Source organism: Agrobacterium sp. FDAARGOS_525 (genome assembly GCF_003938925.1).
Taxonomy (GTDB): Bacteria; Pseudomonadota; Alphaproteobacteria; order Rhizobiales; family Rhizobiaceae; genus Agrobacterium; species Agrobacterium pusense.
In genome coordinates, this window is the sequence record NZ_RKIU01000003.1 from 1,530,748 (window position 1) to 1,550,995 (window position 20,248).

General features: G+C 57.8%; 28 protein-coding genes. 22 read left to right on the forward strand and 6 right to left on the reverse strand.

Going from position 1 to position 20,248, the window contains the following annotated elements; all coding sequences use genetic code 11:
- Window positions 1-2: 2 nt before the first annotated feature.
- The 20 genes from EGT36_RS08755 to EGT36_RS08845 all read left to right on the forward strand — a co-directional run bounded on the left by EGT36_RS08755 (window position 3) and on the right by EGT36_RS08845 (window position 16,585).
- Complete coding sequence (locus tag EGT36_RS08755; protein WP_125270275.1) at window positions 3-749, forward strand: hypothetical protein; 747 nt, start codon at window positions 3-5, stop codon at window positions 747-749.
- Entirely contained in the window at window positions 749-1,300 is a 552-nt protein-coding gene (locus EGT36_RS08760; protein ID WP_112495636.1) for a phage baseplate assembly protein V, read from the forward strand. The genes EGT36_RS08755 and EGT36_RS08760 overlap by 1 nt, the downstream gene beginning before the upstream one ends.
- A 9-nt stretch (window positions 1,301-1,309) precedes the next feature.
- Window positions 1,310-1,507 carry a hypothetical protein gene (locus tag EGT36_RS08765; protein WP_112967441.1) on the forward strand — a complete coding sequence of 66 codons (198 nt, stop codon included), beginning with the start codon at window positions 1,310-1,312 and terminating at the stop codon, window positions 1,505-1,507.
- Complete coding sequence (locus tag EGT36_RS08770; RefSeq protein ID WP_112161072.1) at window positions 1,458-1,835, forward strand: GPW/gp25 family protein; 378 nt, start codon at window positions 1,458-1,460, stop codon at window positions 1,833-1,835. Before EGT36_RS08765 ends, EGT36_RS08770 begins: the two co-directional genes overlap by 50 nt.
- A 2-nt stretch (window positions 1,836-1,837) precedes the next feature.
- The gene (locus EGT36_RS08775; RefSeq protein WP_286083790.1) at window positions 1,838-2,785 is read left to right on the forward strand and encodes a baseplate J/gp47 family protein; all 948 of its coding nucleotides are present in this window, start codon (window positions 1,838-1,840) and stop codon (window positions 2,783-2,785) included.
- On the forward strand, window positions 2,782-3,453 hold the full coding sequence (locus tag EGT36_RS08780) for a phage tail protein I (protein ID WP_125270277.1): 672 nt from the start codon (window positions 2,782-2,784) through the stop codon (window positions 3,451-3,453). The genes EGT36_RS08775 and EGT36_RS08780 overlap by 4 nt, the downstream gene beginning before the upstream one ends.
- A 6-nt stretch (window positions 3,454-3,459) precedes the next feature.
- Entirely contained in the window at window positions 3,460-5,724 is a 2,265-nt protein-coding gene (locus tag EGT36_RS08785) for a hypothetical protein (protein ID WP_125270279.1), read from the forward strand.
- Window positions 5,725-5,732: 8 nt separating this feature from the next.
- Window positions 5,733-5,906 carry a hypothetical protein gene (locus EGT36_RS30455; protein WP_172965634.1) on the forward strand — a complete coding sequence of 58 codons (174 nt, stop codon included), beginning with the start codon at window positions 5,733-5,735 and terminating at the stop codon, window positions 5,904-5,906.
- A 61-nt stretch (window positions 5,907-5,967) separates the two neighbouring features.
- Complete coding sequence (locus EGT36_RS08790) at window positions 5,968-7,776, forward strand: SGNH/GDSL hydrolase family protein (RefSeq protein ID WP_125270281.1); 1,809 nt, start codon at window positions 5,968-5,970, stop codon at window positions 7,774-7,776.
- A 2-nt stretch (window positions 7,777-7,778) separates the two neighbouring features.
- Window positions 7,779-8,579, forward strand: coding sequence for a hypothetical protein (locus tag EGT36_RS08795; protein WP_125270283.1), 801 nt, complete (start codon window positions 7,779-7,781; stop codon window positions 8,577-8,579).
- Window positions 8,580-8,680: 101 nt separating this feature from the next.
- Window positions 8,681-10,144: a phage tail sheath subtilisin-like domain-containing protein gene (locus EGT36_RS08800; protein WP_125270285.1), complete on the forward strand. Its 1,464-nt coding sequence runs from the start codon at window positions 8,681-8,683 to the stop codon at window positions 10,142-10,144.
- Window positions 10,145-10,156: 12 nt separating this feature from the next.
- The gene (locus EGT36_RS08805; RefSeq protein ID WP_125270287.1) at window positions 10,157-10,669 is read left to right on the forward strand and encodes a phage major tail tube protein; all 513 of its coding nucleotides are present in this window, start codon (window positions 10,157-10,159) and stop codon (window positions 10,667-10,669) included.
- A 75-nt stretch (window positions 10,670-10,744) separates the two neighbouring features.
- The gene (locus EGT36_RS08810) at window positions 10,745-11,014 is read left to right on the forward strand and encodes a phage tail assembly protein (RefSeq protein WP_080816012.1); all 270 of its coding nucleotides are present in this window, start codon (window positions 10,745-10,747) and stop codon (window positions 11,012-11,014) included.
- A gap of 244 nt (window positions 11,015-11,258) precedes the next feature.
- Window positions 11,259-13,292: a phage tail tape measure protein gene (locus EGT36_RS08815; RefSeq protein ID WP_286084058.1), complete on the forward strand. Its 2,034-nt coding sequence runs from the start codon at window positions 11,259-11,261 to the stop codon at window positions 13,290-13,292.
- Between the two features lie 59 nt (window positions 13,293-13,351).
- Entirely contained in the window at window positions 13,352-13,816 is a 465-nt protein-coding gene (locus EGT36_RS08820) for a phage tail protein (RefSeq protein ID WP_125270291.1), read from the forward strand.
- 4 nt (window positions 13,817-13,820) lie between these two features.
- A complete protein-coding gene (locus tag EGT36_RS08825; protein WP_080841915.1) occupies window positions 13,821-14,033 on the forward strand; it encodes a tail protein X in 213 nt (70 codons plus the stop codon).
- Between the two features lie 2 nt (window positions 14,034-14,035).
- A complete protein-coding gene (locus tag EGT36_RS08830) occupies window positions 14,036-15,196 on the forward strand; it encodes a phage late control D family protein (protein WP_125270293.1) in 1,161 nt (386 codons plus the stop codon).
- Between the two features lie 43 nt (window positions 15,197-15,239).
- The gene (locus tag EGT36_RS08835; protein ID WP_125270295.1) at window positions 15,240-15,881 is read left to right on the forward strand and encodes a M15 family metallopeptidase; all 642 of its coding nucleotides are present in this window, start codon (window positions 15,240-15,242) and stop codon (window positions 15,879-15,881) included.
- On the forward strand, window positions 15,881-16,126 hold the full coding sequence (locus EGT36_RS30460; RefSeq protein ID WP_035256200.1) for a hypothetical protein: 246 nt from the start codon (window positions 15,881-15,883) through the stop codon (window positions 16,124-16,126). The genes EGT36_RS08835 and EGT36_RS30460 overlap by 1 nt, the downstream gene beginning before the upstream one ends.
- A 135-nt stretch (window positions 16,127-16,261) precedes the next feature.
- Window positions 16,262-16,585: a phage holin family protein gene (locus tag EGT36_RS08845; protein ID WP_010970912.1), complete on the forward strand. Its 324-nt coding sequence runs from the start codon at window positions 16,262-16,264 to the stop codon at window positions 16,583-16,585.
- 50 nt (window positions 16,586-16,635) lie between these two features.
- Here EGT36_RS08845 and EGT36_RS08850 read toward each other — a convergent pair whose 3' ends face one another.
- The 6 genes from EGT36_RS08850 to EGT36_RS08875 all read right to left on the reverse strand — a co-directional run bounded on the left by EGT36_RS08850 (window position 16,636) and on the right by EGT36_RS08875 (window position 18,759).
- Window positions 16,636-17,094 (reverse strand): helix-turn-helix domain-containing protein, encoded by a 459-nt coding sequence (locus EGT36_RS08850; protein ID WP_010970913.1) that lies wholly within the window; start codon window positions 17,092-17,094, stop codon window positions 16,636-16,638.
- A 2-nt stretch (window positions 17,095-17,096) separates the two neighbouring features.
- Window positions 17,097-17,426 carry a DUF4258 domain-containing protein gene (locus EGT36_RS08855; protein ID WP_172965635.1) on the reverse strand — a complete coding sequence of 110 codons (330 nt, stop codon included), beginning with the start codon at window positions 17,424-17,426 and terminating at the stop codon, window positions 17,097-17,099.
- A 180-nt stretch (window positions 17,427-17,606) separates the two neighbouring features.
- The gene (locus EGT36_RS08860) at window positions 17,607-17,945 is read right to left on the reverse strand and encodes a hypothetical protein (RefSeq protein ID WP_125270300.1); all 339 of its coding nucleotides are present in this window, start codon (window positions 17,943-17,945) and stop codon (window positions 17,607-17,609) included.
- Window positions 17,942-18,250 carry a hypothetical protein gene (locus tag EGT36_RS08865; protein WP_125270302.1) on the reverse strand — a complete coding sequence of 103 codons (309 nt, stop codon included), beginning with the start codon at window positions 18,248-18,250 and terminating at the stop codon, window positions 17,942-17,944. Before EGT36_RS08865 ends, EGT36_RS08860 begins: the two co-directional genes overlap by 4 nt.
- 1 nt (window position 18,251) lies before the next feature.
- Window positions 18,252-18,446, reverse strand: coding sequence for a hypothetical protein (locus tag EGT36_RS08870; protein WP_286083797.1), 195 nt, complete (start codon window positions 18,444-18,446; stop codon window positions 18,252-18,254).
- Between the two features lie 73 nt (window positions 18,447-18,519).
- On the reverse strand, window positions 18,520-18,759 hold the full coding sequence (locus tag EGT36_RS08875) for a hypothetical protein (protein ID WP_125270306.1): 240 nt from the start codon (window positions 18,757-18,759) through the stop codon (window positions 18,520-18,522).
- 366 nt (window positions 18,760-19,125) lie between these two features.
- Here EGT36_RS08875 and aqpZ point away from each other — a divergent pair, with 366 nt between their 5' ends.
- The gene (aqpZ, locus tag EGT36_RS08880; protein ID WP_125270308.1) at window positions 19,126-19,851 is read left to right on the forward strand and encodes an aquaporin Z; all 726 of its coding nucleotides are present in this window, start codon (window positions 19,126-19,128) and stop codon (window positions 19,849-19,851) included.
- A 52-nt stretch (window positions 19,852-19,903) separates the two neighbouring features.
- A complete protein-coding gene (locus EGT36_RS08885) occupies window positions 19,904-20,197 on the forward strand; it encodes a hypothetical protein (RefSeq protein WP_004439782.1) in 294 nt (97 codons plus the stop codon).
- Window positions 20,198-20,248 lie beyond the last annotated feature (51 nt).

A 20,248-nucleotide genomic window follows, 5' to 3' on the forward strand; every position in this document is an offset into this window, starting at 1 on the left:
CCATGTCCTTCATCCGTTTTGCTGCCCGCATCTGCGCCGTGGAGGCGATCAAGGGAAACACGGTTGTCGGTTCCAACGTGCTGGACAGCGAAATCGGCGTGCTCGATATCGCTGCCGATGGCTCCTTGCGTACGGATAAGGATAAGCCTTTCATCTCCGTCTACACGGACGGTTCAAAATTGATGGAAGGTCTGGAGCTCCGCTCGCTGGCATCGCCGGGGCAACTCGATATCGTTTTTGAGGCTGGCGTGACCACGGCGCACGCCGTCACCGATGCCGAGACGGACGAAAGTGTTATTCTCGGGATGCCCGCGACCGACGCGACGTTTGAGTTTCACCTTGATATGGCACTTCGTCAGACCGGCGACGCTCTCAATGACTCGGAGAATGAATGGGCGGAAATCTTCCGCTCTCTCTGTTCATCGTTTCAATCCGCATCGCGCTCGCGCATCAGCGGCGATACGAACGGCGTGCGGCTTGCCGCGCACCAACTGAAAATCACTGCCAATATGGTGGCCGAACCATTATGCGGGCAACCGCTCAATCCCGGCTCTCCCTTCGCCAAATTCCTCGACAAGTGCGAAAGTGATCTTGCTCCGAATGACCCGTCCATGGCGGAAAAGATCGCTCTTATTCGTGCGCAGCTTTCCGGCAACGCCAGCGAATTGCAGACGGCAATGCGGCGATACGGTCTTATCCATGACGAGGCCGACGCCATGTTGATCACGCCCTACGAGGTATCGCCCTGATGGCCAGTTTGGTGGACCAGATCACAGACCTTTATGTGCGGATGGCCGAACTTGAGCGCCGCAACCGCAACCGGCGGCGCAAGGGTACGATTGCCGAAGTCAGTGATGACAAATCCAAGTACCGCGTCAAGCTGTCGGAACAGGCGGGAAAGCCCTACCTGACGCCATGGATCAAGGCGCGGACCCTCGCTGCCGGTGGCGTCAAGGTCGATGTCCTCTACAGCGTCGGCGAACAGGTGGATGTTGTTTCCGAAAACGGCGACATGACCGACGCGCAGATAGATTTTTCCACCTATAGCGACGACAACGCCCGCGAGAACAGCGACACGCCGTTTCATATCAAGATCGGCGATACCGTCATCGAAGCGTCGGCGGGACAGGCAAAAGTCACGTCGCCGAAGGTGATCGTTGAATCGCCGAACGTGCAGCTTGGCGGTGACGGCGGCAAGCGTGTTGCCCGGATCGGCGACCTTGTACATGTCATGTCCGGCTCTTCGTCGGGCAAGTGGCCGATTGTCGAAGGGTCGGAACACGTCTTCGCGGTGGACTGAGGAAATCCCATGAAAAACTACAAGGTTCGAACCGGCTGCGAAATCGCCGGGCGCTGGCGGTCGGCTGGCGAAATCATCCCCCTGACCGACGACGAAGCCCGCGAGCTTGCGCCGCCCTTCGGCAATGTCGTTTTCCCTGAAAAAGAGGATAGCGCCCATGGCAAGCTCAACCGGCGTAAACGGCCAGACCGGCGCACCGCTGAATGATTGGCCGCATACGGAGCAATCAATCCGCAAAATTCTGAGAACGCCGAAAGGTTCGCGCGTCATGCGCCGGACCTTCGGCAGCAATGTCCCCGATTTTATCGACGGCAAGATGACGCGGCGGAACGTGCTCGCGCTTTATTCCGCCGCAGCAACGGCAATCCTCGAATGGGAACCGCGCTTCCGAATGACTGCCGGGCGCGTGACCCAAGCGGATGCCGGTGGTGTCATCGCGCTCGATATCTTCGGCACCTATTATCCTCGCGGCCATCGCGGCGATTACTCCATTGCGGAGAGCGCCAGCGTCCGCGTCATTTATCCGGGCAAGTGACCATGGCGATTTACGCACCGACGACGATTGATCTTTCGCTCCTGCCGTTGCCTGATGCGATTAGCCCGCTGGATTTCGAGACGCTTTACAGCGAATTCAAGGTCCGCTTTCTCGCGTTCTGGAACAGGCTGCGGGCGGTCAATCCGTCGCTACCGGAATATGACGTGCAGGATCTCGAAACGGACCCGGCGGGCGTCGTCGGTGAAGCTTGGTCTTACTTGCGTCTTCTGGACCGCCAGAATGTCAATGATACTTTCCGGTCTCTTCTGGCGGCATATGCGAAGGGGTCCAATCTGGATGCCGTTGCCGCAAACCGTAACATAGTCCGCCTGACCGTGGTTCCTGCAACCGCGAACGCGGCGGCGATCATGGAAGGCGATGACGCGCTGTTGCGCCGTTATCTCCTGTCTTACGATCTGCCGTCCGCCGGTTCTGCCGGTCGTTACCTCTATGATGCGTGGACGGCGTGGCCGCAGTCTGCTGACAAGGCCCTTGGGCTTTGGGATGCGCGGGTGAATGGCCGGGCTGTGCATGGCCGTCGCGGTGACACGGATGTTGTTGTCGTCGGCCCGATGGGCAGGCTTCCGACTGCCTTGGAGCTGGATACAGTCCGCGCTTCGGTTACAAACCCGAACCGTGCGCCGGAAGCTGTGGCTATCTCGGTCATGGCTGCCGGGCGGACGGAATATAACGTCTCGCTTGTCCTCGAAATTCCGGCGGTCGGACCGTCCGCCGATATCGTCCGGCAGGAAACGGAAAAGCGTGTCACCGCAGCGGCGACCGCTCGCATCCTGATCGGCGGCGAAATCCCCGAAGCCCTGTTTTTGGGTGCGGCCTTCGGTGACGGCGTCATCAGGGTGCGCGACCTCGCGCCGGTTGTTATCCAGCCCGACGCCTACAAGGTGCCAGTGATGACCAGCCTTAACATCGCTGTCGAGGTGCGGTCATGAGCGACGTAGGTGTGTTGCTGCCGTCATCGGCGGAACCATTCGAAAAGGCGCTTGCCGCCGGTATGTCGGATGATCTGCCGATACCTTACGCGGTTCTGATGGACCCCTACCAGACGCCCGCACGGTTTTTGCCGTGGCTGGCCGTGCATCATTCGGTCGATCTCTGGTTTGACGATTGGACAGAAGAGCGCAAGCGGGAAATGATTGCGCAATGTGCCGGGGTTTCAACGCTCTATCCCGCGTCTCCATTGGGCGCGCTGAAAGGCACGCTTACCGGGCTGAAACGCTACCTTGCTTTTGTTGATGCGGAAATCGTGGATCGCATCGCCCATCCGAACCGCTTCACCTTCGGGCGGGCGGTGATTGGCCGAACGCCGATAGCTCACCAGCCGTTTGTTGCGCATTACCTAATCCGCGTCACGCTGACAGCGCCGAAGAACCGTTTTCAGATTGGCCGCAGCGCCTTCGGGCGAGCGGCAATGACGGCAATCAACCTTGAACCCATCCGCCGCACCAAGCGCGCCATGACGACCGCCAAGACACCGGAAACGCTATGTTCGGTGTCCTTCGCATGGCGGCGCGGCATCACCTTTAATGACAACATTTTTATCGACGGTAGCCACGCCTTCGGCAATTACGTCGACCGCAAACGGCTAGACGAAGGGTAACGAAACATGCAGCGCACTTCCTTTGCAGAAGCTGAAATCGCCGACCATTCTGATTTCGAAGCTATTGGTTTGCAGGCGCAAGCCGCAACGGATGACATTTGGTGGAACGCCATCGGTTATCCAGCGCATTGGGCAGCATTCACCGTCGCTCGAAAGTCGGTGCAGGAGATAACTGTTTCCGCTGGCCGCTATGTCGCCGGGGAAATCGTCTATGCGCAGGAAGCGCCGACAGATGTGAACCTCCAGCTTCATATCCCTGCGGCAGCTTCCGACCAGCGTTGGATTGCCGTCCTGCTGCGTGGCAAGGAAGTGACGGACACAGCAACACGCCCGTTCGAAACCTCCGACGATCCTGAAACCAGCGTCATCGTCAACCGCACCACGCCCAAAACGATCCGCCGCGTTGTCGAACTGATCGTGCAGCCGGGCGATGCGAATCCGGTTCCGGTCAAGCCGGTGGTGGCCTCGACTGATGCATGCATCGCCTTTGTGCTGCTAACCTCGTCGGGCATCGATGCCATTGAGCCGGGCAACGGCGACCGCGTTAAAACCCTCTACGAAGTGGAGGGCCGCGTTACGGCGCTGGAAGTCGATCTGGACGGCTTGTTCATGAGGACCGAGACGATTGAAACGCAGATCGTCAATATTCAAGGCAAGCTCACCGAAATCCCTCGTCCGGTCATTATTCGCCAGATGCAACGCGATATCGGCGCGGCCCGGCTAAAAGTCGATTTGCCGGACGAGGCGCGCGCCTACGTGTTCGATGACGGCCTTATCCCCGATCGTTGGGATACGACGCACGTTGACTGGTTGGCGCGGATAGAAGAGGGCGTCCGCTTTGGTTTCGCAGCTGAAGCGCAGGCCCGGCTTGAAGTACAGGCGGAAGACGATCCGAAGATTGCATTTCGCGGTCGCCGAATGGTGCCAGCTTTTGACGAAGTGACGCGTATAGCCAACACCTCGCTGGACAGCACCCTGAACATCTCGCAGCTGGTTCATACGGAAACCACGCTTGTCCGCAAGGAGGCGTCCCGTATCCGACTGACCTACGGGCCGACGATGCACGCCTGCGAGAACGCGGCAGGATGGTCCGGCCTTGGCGGGGATTCCAGGGTGGGGCAGATGCTCAATGTCGGGGGCGAGACTTTTGAAGTGGTCTATGTCGGAGCAAACTATGGTCCCGGCCACCAGACATACGGCGTCCGGCAGGTTCGTTATGAAATCTACAGCGAACCCTATTGGCAGTATGTGACCGAAGAAGTGGGTATTAACGGCTCAACCTACGGCCAATCCTTCCTTGTCGCGCAACCCATGCAGGTCACGAGTCTAGACCTGTCATTTGCCCGTGTCGGCGCTGATGGTGATGTCCATGTATTTATCGTGGAAACCACTACCGGCGGCATGCCACGTTTCGACGCCGTGCTTGCGCAGGGCAAACTTGACCATGCCAATCTTGTGGTCGGCTGGAACAAGGTTGAATTACCGATCACGTTGCTGGAAAGCGGGAAGCGTTATGCCTTCGTCACCGTGACGACCGGCGCGCATGCGCTGCATATCTCCGGGTCGAACAAGTATACGGGCGGCACGCAGTTCCTGACAACCGACGGCGCATTTGCTCAGGGTTCGACGGAAACGGATATCTGCTTCCGGCTGAACGCCGCCCGCTATCGCAGTCCGCGCACTGTCATTCCAATGCAGGCCTTGAACCTTGTAGACGGTATGACGCAGATCGACATGCTGTTTGCCGGTTGGGTGCCGGGCGGCTGCACGCTCGGTTGGGAAATCCGGCCTTCCGGTTCGACCGTCTGGACCGAACTGGATGACGGGGACCCGGCGACGAACCCGCTGGTCGGGCTTCCGGCGTCGGTGGAACTGCGCATGGTCATGATGGGGACGGCTGACTTGCAGCCGATGATTCAGCTTGATCAGAAAGCGGTTTCACGGGTTGCGCGCAACCGCAGCACTATGCGGGCTGTCACGAAGAGTTTTCCGTTCGGATTTTCGACGGAAAGTGTGCAGACGCAATACACTCTCGATTCCTTCGACCCCGATCGTCACACCTTCGTCCCTGCAATCATGATTGGCGACATTGTCGTTACTCCTGACACAACGGAGGTCACCATTGATGATGTGACACCGACCCGCAGAACCTACCTGTCAACATATTCGCTTGGTGCTGCGGCTGCTGCCGCGCGAATGCACCTCTCTTCCACCACCGACAATGTTGCGACCGTGCCATTCGTGCAGGACGCGTTCATTGCTGCCCTTTAAGGATTGATATGGCCTTCTCATTTGACCCGGAAAAATCCTACGAGGTGAAGCTCTCCCGCTGCGTCAAGCTGGGGGCTTTCACCTTCAAGCCGCTCAACAAAATCACAATGCGCGGGACGGTGGCGGAATCCATCCTCCAGCAAGAAGGTGACGAGGTGTTTGACTATGCCAGACAGGTCTGACGGTTACCAAATTCCCTCGTGGCCCAAAACCCTTATGAGCCGGGATTTGTGGAATGGCACTATGGGGGACATCCACGAGCGTATTCTAGCCTTTGTTGCGAAGCTGGATGAGGTCGATGAGCGGTCCGCGTATCTCGTTCGCAGTACGGATATCGGTAAATCCCTGATCACCGCACTTAACGGGTCTGCGGCATATGCCGCAATCGGTATCATTCCGAACGCGCAGTTGCCGCCAATCTTGGCAGGCATAAATTCCGCTCCATCCGGCGCGAACCGTGTTCCTATTTACATAGATGCCCAAGGCACGGCCAAGACATATCTAGTATCAGACTTTGTTCAGGGCGTGTCCGTCTCAGAAGACGGGGCGGAGTTTCGTGAAGTTATTGGTGCCGTAACGCGTGAGGATGTTGAAAATCTGTATCAGGCCGCGGCGGACGGCACCAAGCTTGCATCAACTTGGGCGGAACTCGTGGAGGAAGTTGGCACGAGAAATATGCAGCCCGCCCGAGTTTCGGTGGAAGATACCGGCACCCATATCGACCCGGTAATAGGCGCCGTTGTCCGCAACGGGGGCGAGTATACTTGGGATGCAGCGGAAGGCGGCTGGCGGAGAACGGGGGATGCTCTCGACCCCGTTGAAGTTGGTGCCAAGTTAAAAACCCTCGATAAGCTTCTCTATGCAGCGGGAAATCCATTGGCGGCACCTTCGAATAGTTTCATGGAAGTTGATCTTGACGCGACCGGCAGGGTTTCTCGCGCCATCGGAGCCGATGGGTACAGCGTCCGTTCTGCTTCTGGCACGTTGGTATATGAGCAGAGGCCGACGATTGATTTTACCGATGGCCTGCTTCCATGGGAGGAGGTCGATGTTGACCGTTCCGGCAGGATTGTTCGCGCGATTGACAGTAATGGTCTTGTTCACAAGGCTCGATCTGGCAAGCTTTTGCCGGTTGGCAACACGGGGGAACTCGGAGTTATCGTCGCGTATGGCGACAGCACCACGTGGGGCGACGATCTGGATGATGCGGAGGGTGCCGGTTTCCTCGCGCGCCGTTGGACTGGGTGCTTGGCCAGTGCGTTCGGTATCGATGTCATCAACAGGGGCGGGAACGGCCAGCGCGCCAATGAGATAGCGGCAAGGATGGGAGCGCGTTATCCTCGTGCAACGGTGGTCGGTGGCGCAATCGCCGCCTCTGGTGTAACTGCACTGGCAGGATTGACCGATGACATGTTCATCGTTGCTGGCATGACCTATTTCCCCCGCGCTGTAACGCTGGTCACCGATGCAGGTATTCGCGTTCGGGGCCGCATCACACGTACCGGCGCGTCTGCGTATAATTTCCTAAGGCACGAAAAAGGTGCAGCCGTCACGGCTGCTAATGTGGATGTATTCAATCACGTTGGTTGGCGGGACCTTGCGGCGCATACACTTATCGGTATGGGCGTCAACGACGAACAGCAGATAGTTGATGGCACCAAATCCATTGCCGATGTGCAGGCAATTTACCGCGCGGCGACCACGGCATGTCGTGGCGGCTTTACTGTATGGGGCTTGCTTGACAGGGGTGAAAGCGAAGCCGCCGGTTCAGTCATTGGCGACTACATCCGCGCGATGGAGGCGTGGTTCCGTGTTGAATACGGCGTCGATTACTGCCCTGTCCGTCCGTATCTGGCAAGTCAACGCGCCCTTGATGACGCGGTACGGCTTGAGCCTGCGTTCGTCCCGACACCTGGGGACATTGCGGCCATAGCGGTCGGCTGTACGCCCCCATCCTTCCGGTTCGGTGGGGTCCATCTCAACGCACGCGGTCACCGGCTTCAGGCAATTTGCCTCGAACGCCATTTGCGTCTTCGTTTTAATTTGGAGTGATCATGCTTGTAAGACAATTACCCTACATTAATCCGGATAGCTACGGCTTGCCGTTGTTTGGATTACCAACGCCGGGAGAGCGGGAAATCTTCGCTGATCCAAATGTTCGTCATTGGTGGCGCGCCGATATCGGCGCGAAAGTTGACCGATGGTTGTGCTGTAAAACCGGAGCGGAACTTATCCGGCGCAGATCGGGGATGCCTGATCTCGTGGAACTTCCCGCTTACAACAATCGGCCCGCATATTTCTTCGCCGACGGGAACGATCAGCTTTATGACGGCGGCGCGAACTTGCTTCCCGCCACGTCGAAGCTGTCGCTTGTGATGGTTGGCCGTTCCGGCCCAAGCGATAACGCATTTCCGGTAGGGGGGGCGAGCGCAGACGGCCACTGCACATTTCTTGTACATCAGTCTACCGGCAATGGCGTCCATGGATTTGCGGTTAACGCAAGCGCGCCAGCGACCAATGCGGGCGGATATCTTAGTGCGAACTCCGGGCGCTTCTACGAGGGTGGCCCGAACATTGTGATTGGTAGCTACGATAGCGAGGCGGTAAACAAGGTGGGCTTGCGGATCAACCGAGGCGTGGTTGATGTTGCTGGAACTCCTGTCGTAAGCGCGCCCTCCAATATCGCGACCACTTTGTACGCTGGGGGCATTACGGTTGGCTCTGGCGCGGCCGTTGGTCAACTAGATGGTGGAGAGGTCGCGGAAATCATCGTGTTAGACGCCGCCCTCCATACAAATATCGTTCTGCGGGACAAGATCGAAGCTATGCTTCAAGCCCGATATGGCCTCTGGTAATTACTCCACCTCCTGACCCGTTTCTGTGGCCCGGGGGCCTACTTCCGGCTTAGCCGGACCAAATTTTCAAAAACGCGAACACTTCAACGGAGACCAGCCGAATGGTTGACCTGTCCTATCATCATGGCGTCAAGCTTGTCGAAAGCACCGACACCCCGGCAATCGCACGCGTGACCCGCAGCGGCATTACCTTCGTCAACGGCATCGCGCCTGACGCGGACCCTGCCGCCTTTCCTCTCGATTATCCGACCATCGTTCGTTCGTTGACGGCGGCAACTGCGCTCGGCGCGGCGGGAACGCTGCTGCAAGACCTTACCACCATTTTCGATGAAGGCGGCTCTTGGTGCATCGTCAACCGTGTCCCCGACAGTGCTGACCCGGCGACGCTGCAAAACAACCTGATCGGCGACCCGGTGGCGCGGACCGGCATCTATTCCGCGCTGCGCGCAAAGGCCCTGACCGGCTATCAGCCGCGTGTGATTATCACCGCCGGAGATACTGGCGCGTGGATCGAAGACGGTGTTGTTTCCGTGGCGCTTACTTCGCAGGGCGATAACCTGACCGAAGCGCCGGTCGTGACCGCGACGGGCGGCGGCAATGATCCCGGCAAGACGTTGCCGACGCTGGAAGCCGTGATGGGGACCGGGGCCGACGCCGACAAGGTTGTTTCGGTCAAGGTCGTCACGCCCGGCAAGAAAATGTCGGAACCGCCTGTCCTGACCTTCACGGGCGGCGGGGCGGACGCTGGCAAGGTGCTGCCGACCGCCACCGCCAATGTCGGCGACGTGGCGAACCCCTTCGTTTCGGCGCTGAATGCCATCACCCCGAAAATCCGCGCCCGCGCCTATATCTCAGGGCCGAACACGACCGACGCCGAAGCCGTGCGCTTCCGCCAGACGGTCAATGGCGGGCGCATCCTCATCATCGATCCGAAGGTGATCAAGAACGTCAACGGCGTGCCAGTGACGAAGCCTGTTGCGGCTGTCTTCGCTGGCGTCCGCGCCCGTGTCGTGGCATCTGCGGAAGGATTCTCCGGTTCGGTGTCGAACAAGATCATCAGCACCATCGACGGCGTGGCGCGGACGATCTCCTATCCCGATGACAGCAATTACCTGAACGAAAATCAGGTCGCCACGATCATCAATGAGCGCGGCGGTTTCAGGACGTGGGGTAGCCGTCTCGCGATTGATGATCCGCTGTGGCAGTTCGATAGCGTGCGCGCGACCGCCGACATGATCAATGAGTCTCTTGAAGACCTCTATTTCCTCTACGTAGATCGCAAGACCACGAAGGGCAATTTCAAGATGCTTATCGAGGACGGCAACGCCGCCATGCGTGTCTTCGCGAAGAACGAAGACATTCTCGGCGGTAGCGTCTGGCTGTCCGACCAGAACGACCCGACCTTGATGGTCAACGGCAAGACCCTGCTTGGGGTCGAATTCGAGCCGGTTGGCCTCATGGAGCAAATCCACATCACCACCCACCGCAACATCGTCCGCTATCAGTTGCTGATTGACGAGGTGAACGGGGCAATCGAAATCGGCGCGCTCTCGGTCGCCGCGTAAGGAGCTTTCCACATGTCGCAAAAAACGCTTCCCGCCTACATCCTGCGGAACTGCATGTTGTGGGCGGACCGTCAAAGCAAGCTCGGACAGATCGGCGATATCACGCCGCCGGTTCCCGAAGCCGTCCGCGAGGATGTCCGCAACGCCGGGATGATCAAGGCCCGCAAGGTGCATCTCGGTTACAACGCGCTGGAATTCAGCTTCAAGATGCCGGGCATGGACCCGCAGGTTTTGAAGCTGCACGGCATCAAGATCGGCGAAGAAACGCCGTTCATGATTACCGGCGCGCTGGTGGACGAGGATGGCACCACGCATAGCGCGGTGATGACCATTCGCGGCAGGGTCTTCAAGCCGGATGCCGGGACGTGGAAGGCTGGCGAGCTTTCCGAAAACGACTACGGCGTGGACGTGAACTATTACAAGCTCGAAATCGACGGCGAAGAAATCTACGAAATGGATGATTTCGATTTCAAAGTCGGCGGCATCTCGCAGTTCGGCGATATCCGCAACGCCTTGCTGTTGTAACGGCTTGCACCCCCTTCACTTTCCAATCCTTCCAATCCGGCCCGCGTGATGCGGGCCATTTTTTCAGGTGATACCATGGACGAAATTTCTGCAACGCTCGCCAAGCCCGTCGAGCATGACGGCAAGACCTATACCGACCTGACCTTCCGCGAACCGGATGTCGGTGATTTGCTGGTGGCGGATGAGACGACATCCGACCTTGCCAGAATGGTCACGCTGCTGGCCCTCATTTCCGATGTGCCATTGCCCGCCTTTAAGAAGATCAAGGGCAGCGATTTCAAGGCGATCCTCGCCAAGACAAAACCGCTTTTGGGAAACGACCAGAAGACCACGACTGGCGGCTGATCGCCGTCTACGTCGCCAGCACCGCACACACACCGCTTGACGTGATTGAACGGTGGCCCGCCCGAAAACTCCTGGCTTACTTCCATAAGGCCAAGGAATTGCGAAAAATCATGAGAGAATGACCATGGGTGTCCAGCAAAGCAGCCTCCGCATCTCGCTTATTGATGATGCAACCGCCACCGCGCGACACATCGGGCGTGCACTGGACGGCCTGCGGGCGCAATCCGCTTCTGCATTCGCGCCAATGCGCGGTTTGATCGGGCAGGCGGTTGCGCTCGGCGCTGGTTACTTCGGCGTCACGCGCGGTCTGGAAGCGACAGCAGGCGCGGCTATCAGCTTCGAGTCTGCATTTGCTGACGTGAAAAAGGTAGTCGAAGCCAATGAGGAACAGTTTGAAAACATGCGCCGCAGCATCCGGCGCATGTCCGGCGAAATCCCGTTGGCGGCAAACGACATTGCCGCACTGTTCGCAGCCGCAGGTGAAAGCGGTATCGCGACCGAAGACCTGCAAAGCTTCGCGGAAATGGCCGCGCGCGTTGGCATCGCCTTCGATCTCGGCGCAGGTGAGGCAGGCGAAAGCCTTGCCAAGCTGAAAACGCAGCTTGGTTTGACGGTGGCCGAAACCGGCGACATGGCCGATGCCATCAACCACCTGTCGAACAACATGGCGTCCAAGGCGAAGGACGTGACCGAATTTATGTTGCGGGTCGGCTCCTTCGGTGAAATGGGCGGCTTCGCAAAAGAAGAACTTGCGGCCATGGGTAGCGCCATGATCTCCGCCGGTTCGGATGCCAGCACGGCGGGAACCGCCATGTTGAACGTCATCCGCGCATTGACGAAAGGCGAGTTTGCCAAGAAGTCGCAGCGGGACGCCGCCAAGGCGCTCGGGTTGCATCTGCCGTCTATTGCCAAGGATATGCAGAAAGACGCGAAAGGCACCATGCGCAAGGTGCTGACGGCGATTGCGAAAGCGCCGAAGGATAAGCAGGTTTCCTTGCTGTCCGAATTCTTCGGCGACGAAGCGCGCGCCTTCATGCCGCTGGTCGGCAACATCAAGCTTTTGGATCAAGCGCTTGATAGCGTGGCCGACCGCACGAAATATGCAGGTTCGGCATTCAATGAGTACATCCAGCGCGCCAGCACCACGGAAAACGTTCTGGACCTTCTTGGGAACAAGATTTCCAATGTCTTTGCGGAAATCGGTGACAGCATGTTGCCGACCATTCGCGAGGGCGCGCAGGGCATCGGCGAGGTGCTGGACACGCTCGGCAACCGCGTGACGATCTTCGACCAGATCACGAATTTCACGAAGGGATTTGCGCAGGGCTTCGGCTATACCGGCGGCATGAAGGAATTCATGAACGATCTCGGCGACCTGTTGCTTGGTCCCGTTGATCCGAACGCCGCCGACCGCATTGGCGCAATCTTCATGCGGGCGAAGGAATGGGGCGCATCCATCCGCGAATTGAACGATGCGATAAAGGACAACCCTATCGCCAAGTTTTTTGCGGAAATGTCCGGCTACGGCTTCCAGCTTTTTGCGTGGGGCATGGGTATTTCTCTGCTGGCTGGCACCATTCGCAAGCTGGCGGCAGCATTGTTCCTGTTATCCGGGGCAAGCACCGCACTTTCGATCTTAAAAACCGTTGGGACCCTTAGCGAGTTTCCGGGTTTGGCTGGTGGTGATCCGGGCAAGGGTGGGCCGAAGGCACCGAAGGGCGGCAGTAACGTGCCGGACGTGGTTCCTTGGTTCAGTAGCGCCGCGCAGTGGATCAAGGGCTTTGGCTCTCAGGCTCTTTTTGGGTTAAGTGTTCAGGGTCTTGGCGACACTCCCGGCGATACGTTTCAGGACCAAGTAAACAATCAGAAGAAGTACAGGGAAAGCCTGTTGCGTCTTTTCGGCATGGATGACCCCTTGACGAAGGCCGACAGCCAGAGCGGACTTTCCTCCCGAACTTCTACACAATTGGCAATTGATGAAGCTCGGCGTGCGCGTGCTCTTGGGATTGGTGCAGGCACTACTGACACGCTTCCCGGCAAAGCGGCAGATGACTTGAATGTGCGCCCTGTTCGGATTGACGCTGCTTCAATCTCCGAAATGAACAGGCCGACAGCCACACAGGATGTGCGTGTTGTGAACCCGCAGCCGCCGAACGTAACGGTATATGCGACTGCCACCATAACCGGCGTTGCCGACTCCAAAGAAGCTGTCGCGGCTGCGGCTAACGATCTCGGCAACCAGATCGCAGCGGGCACAGAAGGTTTGTTCTCGGATTAACTCCGTTGCCATCTGTGTGACCGGCTGTCGCTGCGGCAGCAAAATTCAATGAGGTAGGTATGACCGGCGTTACGTCGATGATGCTCGGGGGCTTCGCCTTCGAGGGGTTAGGCTTTGGCTATCAGGGTGTCAAACGTAAGGTGAATACGCCTTGGGTAGATATACCTGTCGGCCAAACCCTCAACCAGCAGCAATGGACCGGCCCCACGTCCGACGAAGTAACAATCTCGGGAGTGCTTTTCCCCGAAGAATTCGGCGGGCAATCGCAACTTGACGGTATCATTGCCGCATCCATGGCCGGAACCGAAATGATGCTTGTGACCGGTGATGCGGCGCAGGGCGTCATTCAAGGCATGTTTACGGTCCAGACCGTGGAAGAGGACCGCAGCTATATCAATCGCCGTGGTGAGGCGGGGCGCAACGCCTATTCCATCACTCTCAAGCGCTCCGGCTCCGGCACCCTGCCCAGTGCGGGAGGCTTGGTGGATCGGGCTGCATCTTTCCTGTCCGAACTTTTCCGGTGACCCTATGGCGACAATTTACACTACACGGCAGGGCGAGACGGTTGATCTCGCCTGCCTCGCTTTCTATGGGCGCACGGCCAAAGTGGTCGAAGCCGTTATTGATGCCAATCCGGGTCTTGCCGCACTCGGTCCTGTCCTTCCGCTCGGCACGAAAATCACCATGCCGGACATTCCCGCCACCAGCACGGCCAAGCCGTTGACCAGCCTTTGGGACTAACCATGAAACCGCGCGTGGAAGTGAGTATCGACGGCGTGCCGGTGGCAGGCCATTTCTATGAGCGTTTGCTTTCCCTCACCGTCACTGACGAGGAGGGCATGAAATCCGACACGGTGGACATTGAATTGAATGACGGCCCGCCGAACTTTCTGGCGATCCCGCGTAAGGGGGCCATCATTTCGGTCAAGATGGGTTTCGGTGACGATCTTGTGCCGAAAGGTGTCTTCACCGCGGACAAAGTCAATGTCGATTGCCTACCTTATAAAATGTCGATTTCCGGCAAGGCTGCGGACCTTCGCAGCGGAAAGCTTAAAGAGCGGCAGGAAAGGTCATGGGATAAAACGAAGCTCGGCGATATCCTGTCTCAGATCGCCAGCGAAAGCGGCTTAACCCCTGCCGTTGATGATGACCTTGCGGACTTTGAATATGACTGGCTGGCGCAACAGGACGAAAGCAACATCAATTTCCTGCGGCGGCTGGCGGAGCGGCATAACGGCCTCTTTGCGGTTAAGCAAAGGCGAATGATTTTCACGCGGCTCGGTTCCGGTTTGTCTGCGTCTGGTGCGCCGCTCGGCTCCATCATCCTGACGCCCGAGAAAATCAAGGTCGGAAGCCTGAAAGTCGAAATAAACGACCGCACGAAATACAGCAAGGTCGTGGCCTACTATCAGGATTCCGACAAGGCCGAACGTGTTGAAATCGACGCGGATGCGGATGCGGATGGCGATAGCATTTATCGTTTGCCGGAACCCTATGCATCGCCTGCCGAAGCCGACAAGGCCGCGCAGGCGAAGGCCAAGGAATTGCAGCGCGGCGAAGGCTCGGTGTCTGTCACCGTGATTGGCGATGCGGGTATTGATGCGGGCTTGCCGCTGCTCTTCGCCGATATCCGCCCCGGCGTGGACGGCGTGCCTTACATCATCAAGACGGCCAAAACCGCCTACACGAAAACAGGCGGTCTCGAAGTCGCGGTTTCGGGCAGGCTTTATGATGGAAAATCCGCAACTGAAAAATCGGCCGGCACGGAAAGCGGTAGCTCAAGTTCCGGCCCGGACGCCGCGAAAGCAACCGGCAAGGTTGCTCCGAACAGTGCGCCCGGCACTCCGGCCACGCCTTCGTCTTTCCTGACACCGCGCCGCTTCGGGCGGACGGACGAGAACTAACCGGCATCCCGCCGATAATGCCCCTGAAAATTTGGAGACCATAATGGGTTACGTGCTTTCCCAACGCAGCCTTGCGCGCCTTGAAGGCGTGCATCCCGATCTAGTGCGCATCGTCCAGCGCGCCATCCAGATCACCGAAATTGATTTCGTGGTGACCGAAGGTGTGCGGACGCTGGAAAAACAGAAGGACATGGTTGCGCGCGGCGCTTCCAAGACCATGAACAGCCGACATTTGAAGGCTGCGAACGGTTACAGTCATGCGGTCGATCTGGCGGCGCTGGTCGGCGGTAGCGTGGTTTGGGACTGGCCGCTTTATGCCAAGCTCGCGAAGGCCATGAAACAGGCGGCAAAGGAACTCGGCATTCCGCTGGAATGGGGCGGTGACTGGAAGTCCTTTAAGGATGGCCCGCACTTCCAGTTGCCGTGGAAACAATACCCTTCGGCGGGGCCTGTCGCTGGCAAGAAATATACCGCCGAAACCGAGACGCAGGCCAAGTCCAAGGCGCTGGCGATTTTGGGCGGTGGCGTCAGCACCGCCGTTCCGGTTGGACAGGAGCCTTTGACGAAGGCTGTTGAGGTTGTCTCGGCGCAGCAGGGCGAGCTTTCCTCCGGGGAATGGGCGCGAATGGCAATCGCCGTCTTCATCGTCGGTATCTCCGTTTATCTCGCGTGGCGGAAACTCTGATGCGGATTTTTGACGCTGCATTGATCGGGGGCGGCATCGTTATCGGTGCCGCTCTCATGGCTGCGCCCGCCTACTTTGTCGGCAAGGGGGCAGGAAAAGCTGAAGTCGCGGTCGGACTCCAGGATGACCGTATCACCATTCTCAAAGACGGACAGAAGATCGATGAAGGCGCTTTGCAAGCTGACGATTTTGATTTGTGCGGGCTTCTCGGTGGCTGCGTGCAGCCCGACCGTGAAGGCGATTGAGCCTTGCGATTTGCTTGTGCCGATCAACCCGCTCCCGGAAACAAACACTTACCTTATCACCCACGACCGGAGCGCCGCTGTTGATATCGCCCGGCATCGCGGACGTTATGCCCTCTATTGCGGAAAGCCCGAGTGATGCCGGAAAAATACACCTCTTTCATCGAACTGATGAATGCATGGGTTGGTGGTGCCTTCACCACCATTATCGCCTCCCTGCTAGGCCGCTTCATGTGGCACGGTAATGAGGCGCGGAAAGGTCGCCGCAAGTTCTTCGGCATCGAACTGTTTTGGGAACTGCCGGTTGCGCTCGGCATGGCGGTCATCGGCGAAAGCGCTGCCGCCTATGCCGATCTTGGTCAACCTGCATCAACCGGGTTGATTGCGCTTCTGGCCTATCTCGGGCCGCGTGGTGTCGAAGCGCTCTTTCATAAATGGTTTGACCGGCGCATGGCCGGTTGACGCATAAAAAAAGCCCGCAACGCGGGCTTTTCCATCTCTATGAAACTACGTTACGCAGCAATGAGTTCGTAAGGCTCATTGTTGTTCTCGACTTTACGGATCGAAATTGTCTGCGTTTCCGCAGTAGGAATGCTGCGCTTGGACAGTTCTTCAATCGCCACTTCCTGCAAGCCAAGCTTTTCGATGGCAAGGCGGCGGATCAACGTTTCAGACGGGCTGTCGATTTCGACTTCGCCGCGTTCCCAACGGCCAATCGACTGCTTGTCTCGGTGAACGAGACCAGACAATTCGGACTGTGTCAGGCCCATTTCGGTACGCAGAAAGCGCAATTCATCACCGCTGATGCCCTTCGGGTGATTGACAATGCCCGTAGCAATGACGTGATGAAGCTCGTTCACAGCGGGAACGATGATTACCTCATCGCCGTCATCGTCGGTCTGGACCTCGATTCCGCTGATGAACACGTTCATCAAGCCGCATTCTGTGTAGTGATGCTCAACAACACTCATTTTCATTCTCCAATTATCGAGCCGTCCCTGCGCTCGAATTCATCAATCCACATGACCGTTACAACCTTCATGTAACAGCCGACGTGGTTGGGTATAACAACAACGCCTATGGCTCGGCTCCCGCTATTCGGAGTTCTGCACTCGACGCGATAGCGGAAGAATCCCTGCCTAGTCGCCGGGACCGCCTGTTCGTAGACGAACCCGTATTTCAAAGCGTACAATACGTCAGAGGCAATAAGGTTGCGCTCTGCAAGTCGCTCTTTGGCATGTAGTTTGTAGGCGATGGTGAATTTCGGGTCTCGGGCTATTGCCCTCAGTTTGTCGGTTGCCACATTAGGCAGCCAAGGATCATTACTCTTCACACATCCTCCGACCGGTCTAGACCGCTGTAAGTATCATGGTGATACCTATCTAGTGATGAATGGTCAATTAACAAGGGCGTTAGTGGACTATGAAATTTTGTAAGGGGCTGATTTCGATAGCCATATTTTTAATGCCGGACCAGCGATACGTTATTTTTCCCTATCAAAAAAGCCGCTCGGGTCGCGCCGGGCGGCTTTTTGCATTTGTGGCCGCATCCGCTCTGCCAACACTTCTATCCTGCGGGCGCGCTCCATATCGCGTTGTTTGGCCGCTGGTGAATCGCGCGGCGAATGATCCGGGCTTAAGTTGGCCTGTCCTAACCCGTGGCAATACTGGCACCGCCAGCGCCTATTAATGTAGCTTTGCTCGGCGGGCATCTTCTCCAGATCGACTTTGACGACGCGATTACATGGGTCACAATAGGCCGTGACCGTGTAGCCTTCGGCCCACAAATATCCGTAGGTGCCGGGGGTCGGTTTATAGTTCATGGCCAGTCCCTTTTTGCGCGCGCCAAAACGAAACTGTTTTTCTCACGGTTGCCGCAGCCAAGGCATCGCAACAGCGGTTCCATGGAAACGATAGGCCGGAATTTCCCGTAACGACGCTGTAGCGCCCACCTGTCCAACATGCCGACGCGTTTGCAGCGCCAGCATTGCGCGCCGACGACATACCATTGCGGCAGATCGGCCAAGGTCGCCGAGTGGTCCCGCTGCGGCACAAAAATGCCTGTCGGCTTCGGCGGCAAATTATCGTTGTTGCCGCCGGTCAGATCGATACCGCGACGATGGCGCATGTCATTCCCGCTCGCCGCTCGGCTTCCATCCACGGGTATATCCCCGGCCCATGGCTGCGACAGCCATGGATAACTGGTTTTGCAGATGGTGGATTTCGTCCAGCAGCGTTTCCACAGCGGCAACAGCATCGCCGTCATGGCACTGGATAACATAGGCCGCGATATCGTCCGGCTGTTTGATTGCATTCGGGCGCACGTTTCCAATCTCCTGTTTCAGAGCCGCAAAGTTTCCCCTGTCATGAAATGGCGCGCGCCCCCGCGCCGGTAAATCAGTCTGGCATAAGGTCGGAAATTTGACCGTGCGAAACCAGCAAGCGCGGGTTTGCCATGCTGCCGCTTTCTTCGTCCACGGTCACGGCGTATGCCGCAACGCCGATGTGACGCGGTGCCATGGCGCTCGCCATTTTCTCAGCGGATGCTGCGCTGGTGGCGGGGCGCATATCGCCCGGCACAATCCCGCCGCGTCCCTTTTTGAACTGTACTACGATGATTTTTTCAGCGTCAGACATATCTCTTGCTCTCTTGTTTGTTCTATAAATGTTCTCATTTTAAAAGAGAGTCAATATGGAGTGGCTCCGCCATATTTTAGGACTGGCAAAGTTTTACAGTGCTATTGAAAACGTTGAGAGAATTTCGACACGAAAAGACGAGTTTTACCCGTAGCGTGTTGAAATCGTAGCGATAGATCGAGCTTCCCAAGCTGAATACGAGGGTTCGATTCCCTTCACCCGCTCCAGTCTCCCTTGATCCCCTCGCCAAAAATATTGGCCCCTGTCTACTGCCACGTCGGTGGCAGCGGGACTATGTGATTTTGCTTGACTACGATTAAATTGCACGTAATAGTTGATCCAGTCGTAACATGATGGGGAAATGTTATGAGTCGCAAACTTCTCTCTGAATTTTTGGGAACCTTCTGGCTGGTCTTTGGTGGCTGTGGCAGCGCGGTTTTCGCTGCTGCTTTTCCTGAACTCGGCATTGGCTTCCTGGGTGTCGCGTTCGCCTTCGGCCTGACGGTGCTGACCATGGCCTACGCGGTTGGCGGTATTTCCGGCGGGCATTTCAATCCAGCTGTTTCGGTCGGCCTGTCCGTTGCCGGTAAATTTCCGGCAGCAAGCCTACTGCCCTATATCGTTGCGCAGGTCTTGGGGGCGGTCGTTGCCGCGGCGGCTCTTTACGTGATCGTCACCGGCAAGGCGGGGGCTGACATTGGTGGTTTTGCTGCCAATGGCTATGGGGAGCATTCGCCGGGGGGATACTCGCTCCTGTCGGCGTTGCTGATCGAGGTTATTCTGACGGCGTTTTTCCTGATCATCATTCTGGGGTCGACGCATGGCAGGGTGCCGGTCGGTTTCGCGCCGATCGCCATCGGTCTTGCGCTTACTCTCATTCATCTGATCTCCATTCCGGTCACCAACACGTCGGTCAACCCGGCCCGCTCCACGGGGCAGGCCCTGTTTGTCGGTGGATGGGCTCTGCAGCAGCTGTGGCTGTTCTGGCTTGCCCCGATCGTCGGTGGGGCGATTGGCGCTGTAATCTGGAAAATTTTCGGTGAGGAAGAGAAGGTCGGCCATGCCGGCTCCATCCAGCCCGCACAGACGTGATTAGGAGGCTCTGTTTTTCCGAATGGTCGGGAAAACAAGTGAGGAGGATGACATGGATCTTGCTTCGATATTGGCCCAGATCATCGGCGGTGCGGCTGGTGGGACAGCCGGTGGAAAGATACTGAAGGACTCTGACCTTGGCGCGCTCGGCAACCTGATTGCCGGGGCCATTGGCGGTATTGGCGGTGGAACCGTGCTCGGATCGCTGCTTGGGGCAGCGGGAGACGCCGCAGCCGGCGGTGTGGATATCGGCGTCCTTGCCGGCCAGCTCGTTGGCGGCGGTGTCGGCGGTTTGATCGTCCAGGTCATCGTCGGCCTGATCAAGAACAAGCTTGTCGCAAGATAATCGACCGCACTTGAAATGAAACGGGACGTCTGCCGGACGAAGCGCTCCGGC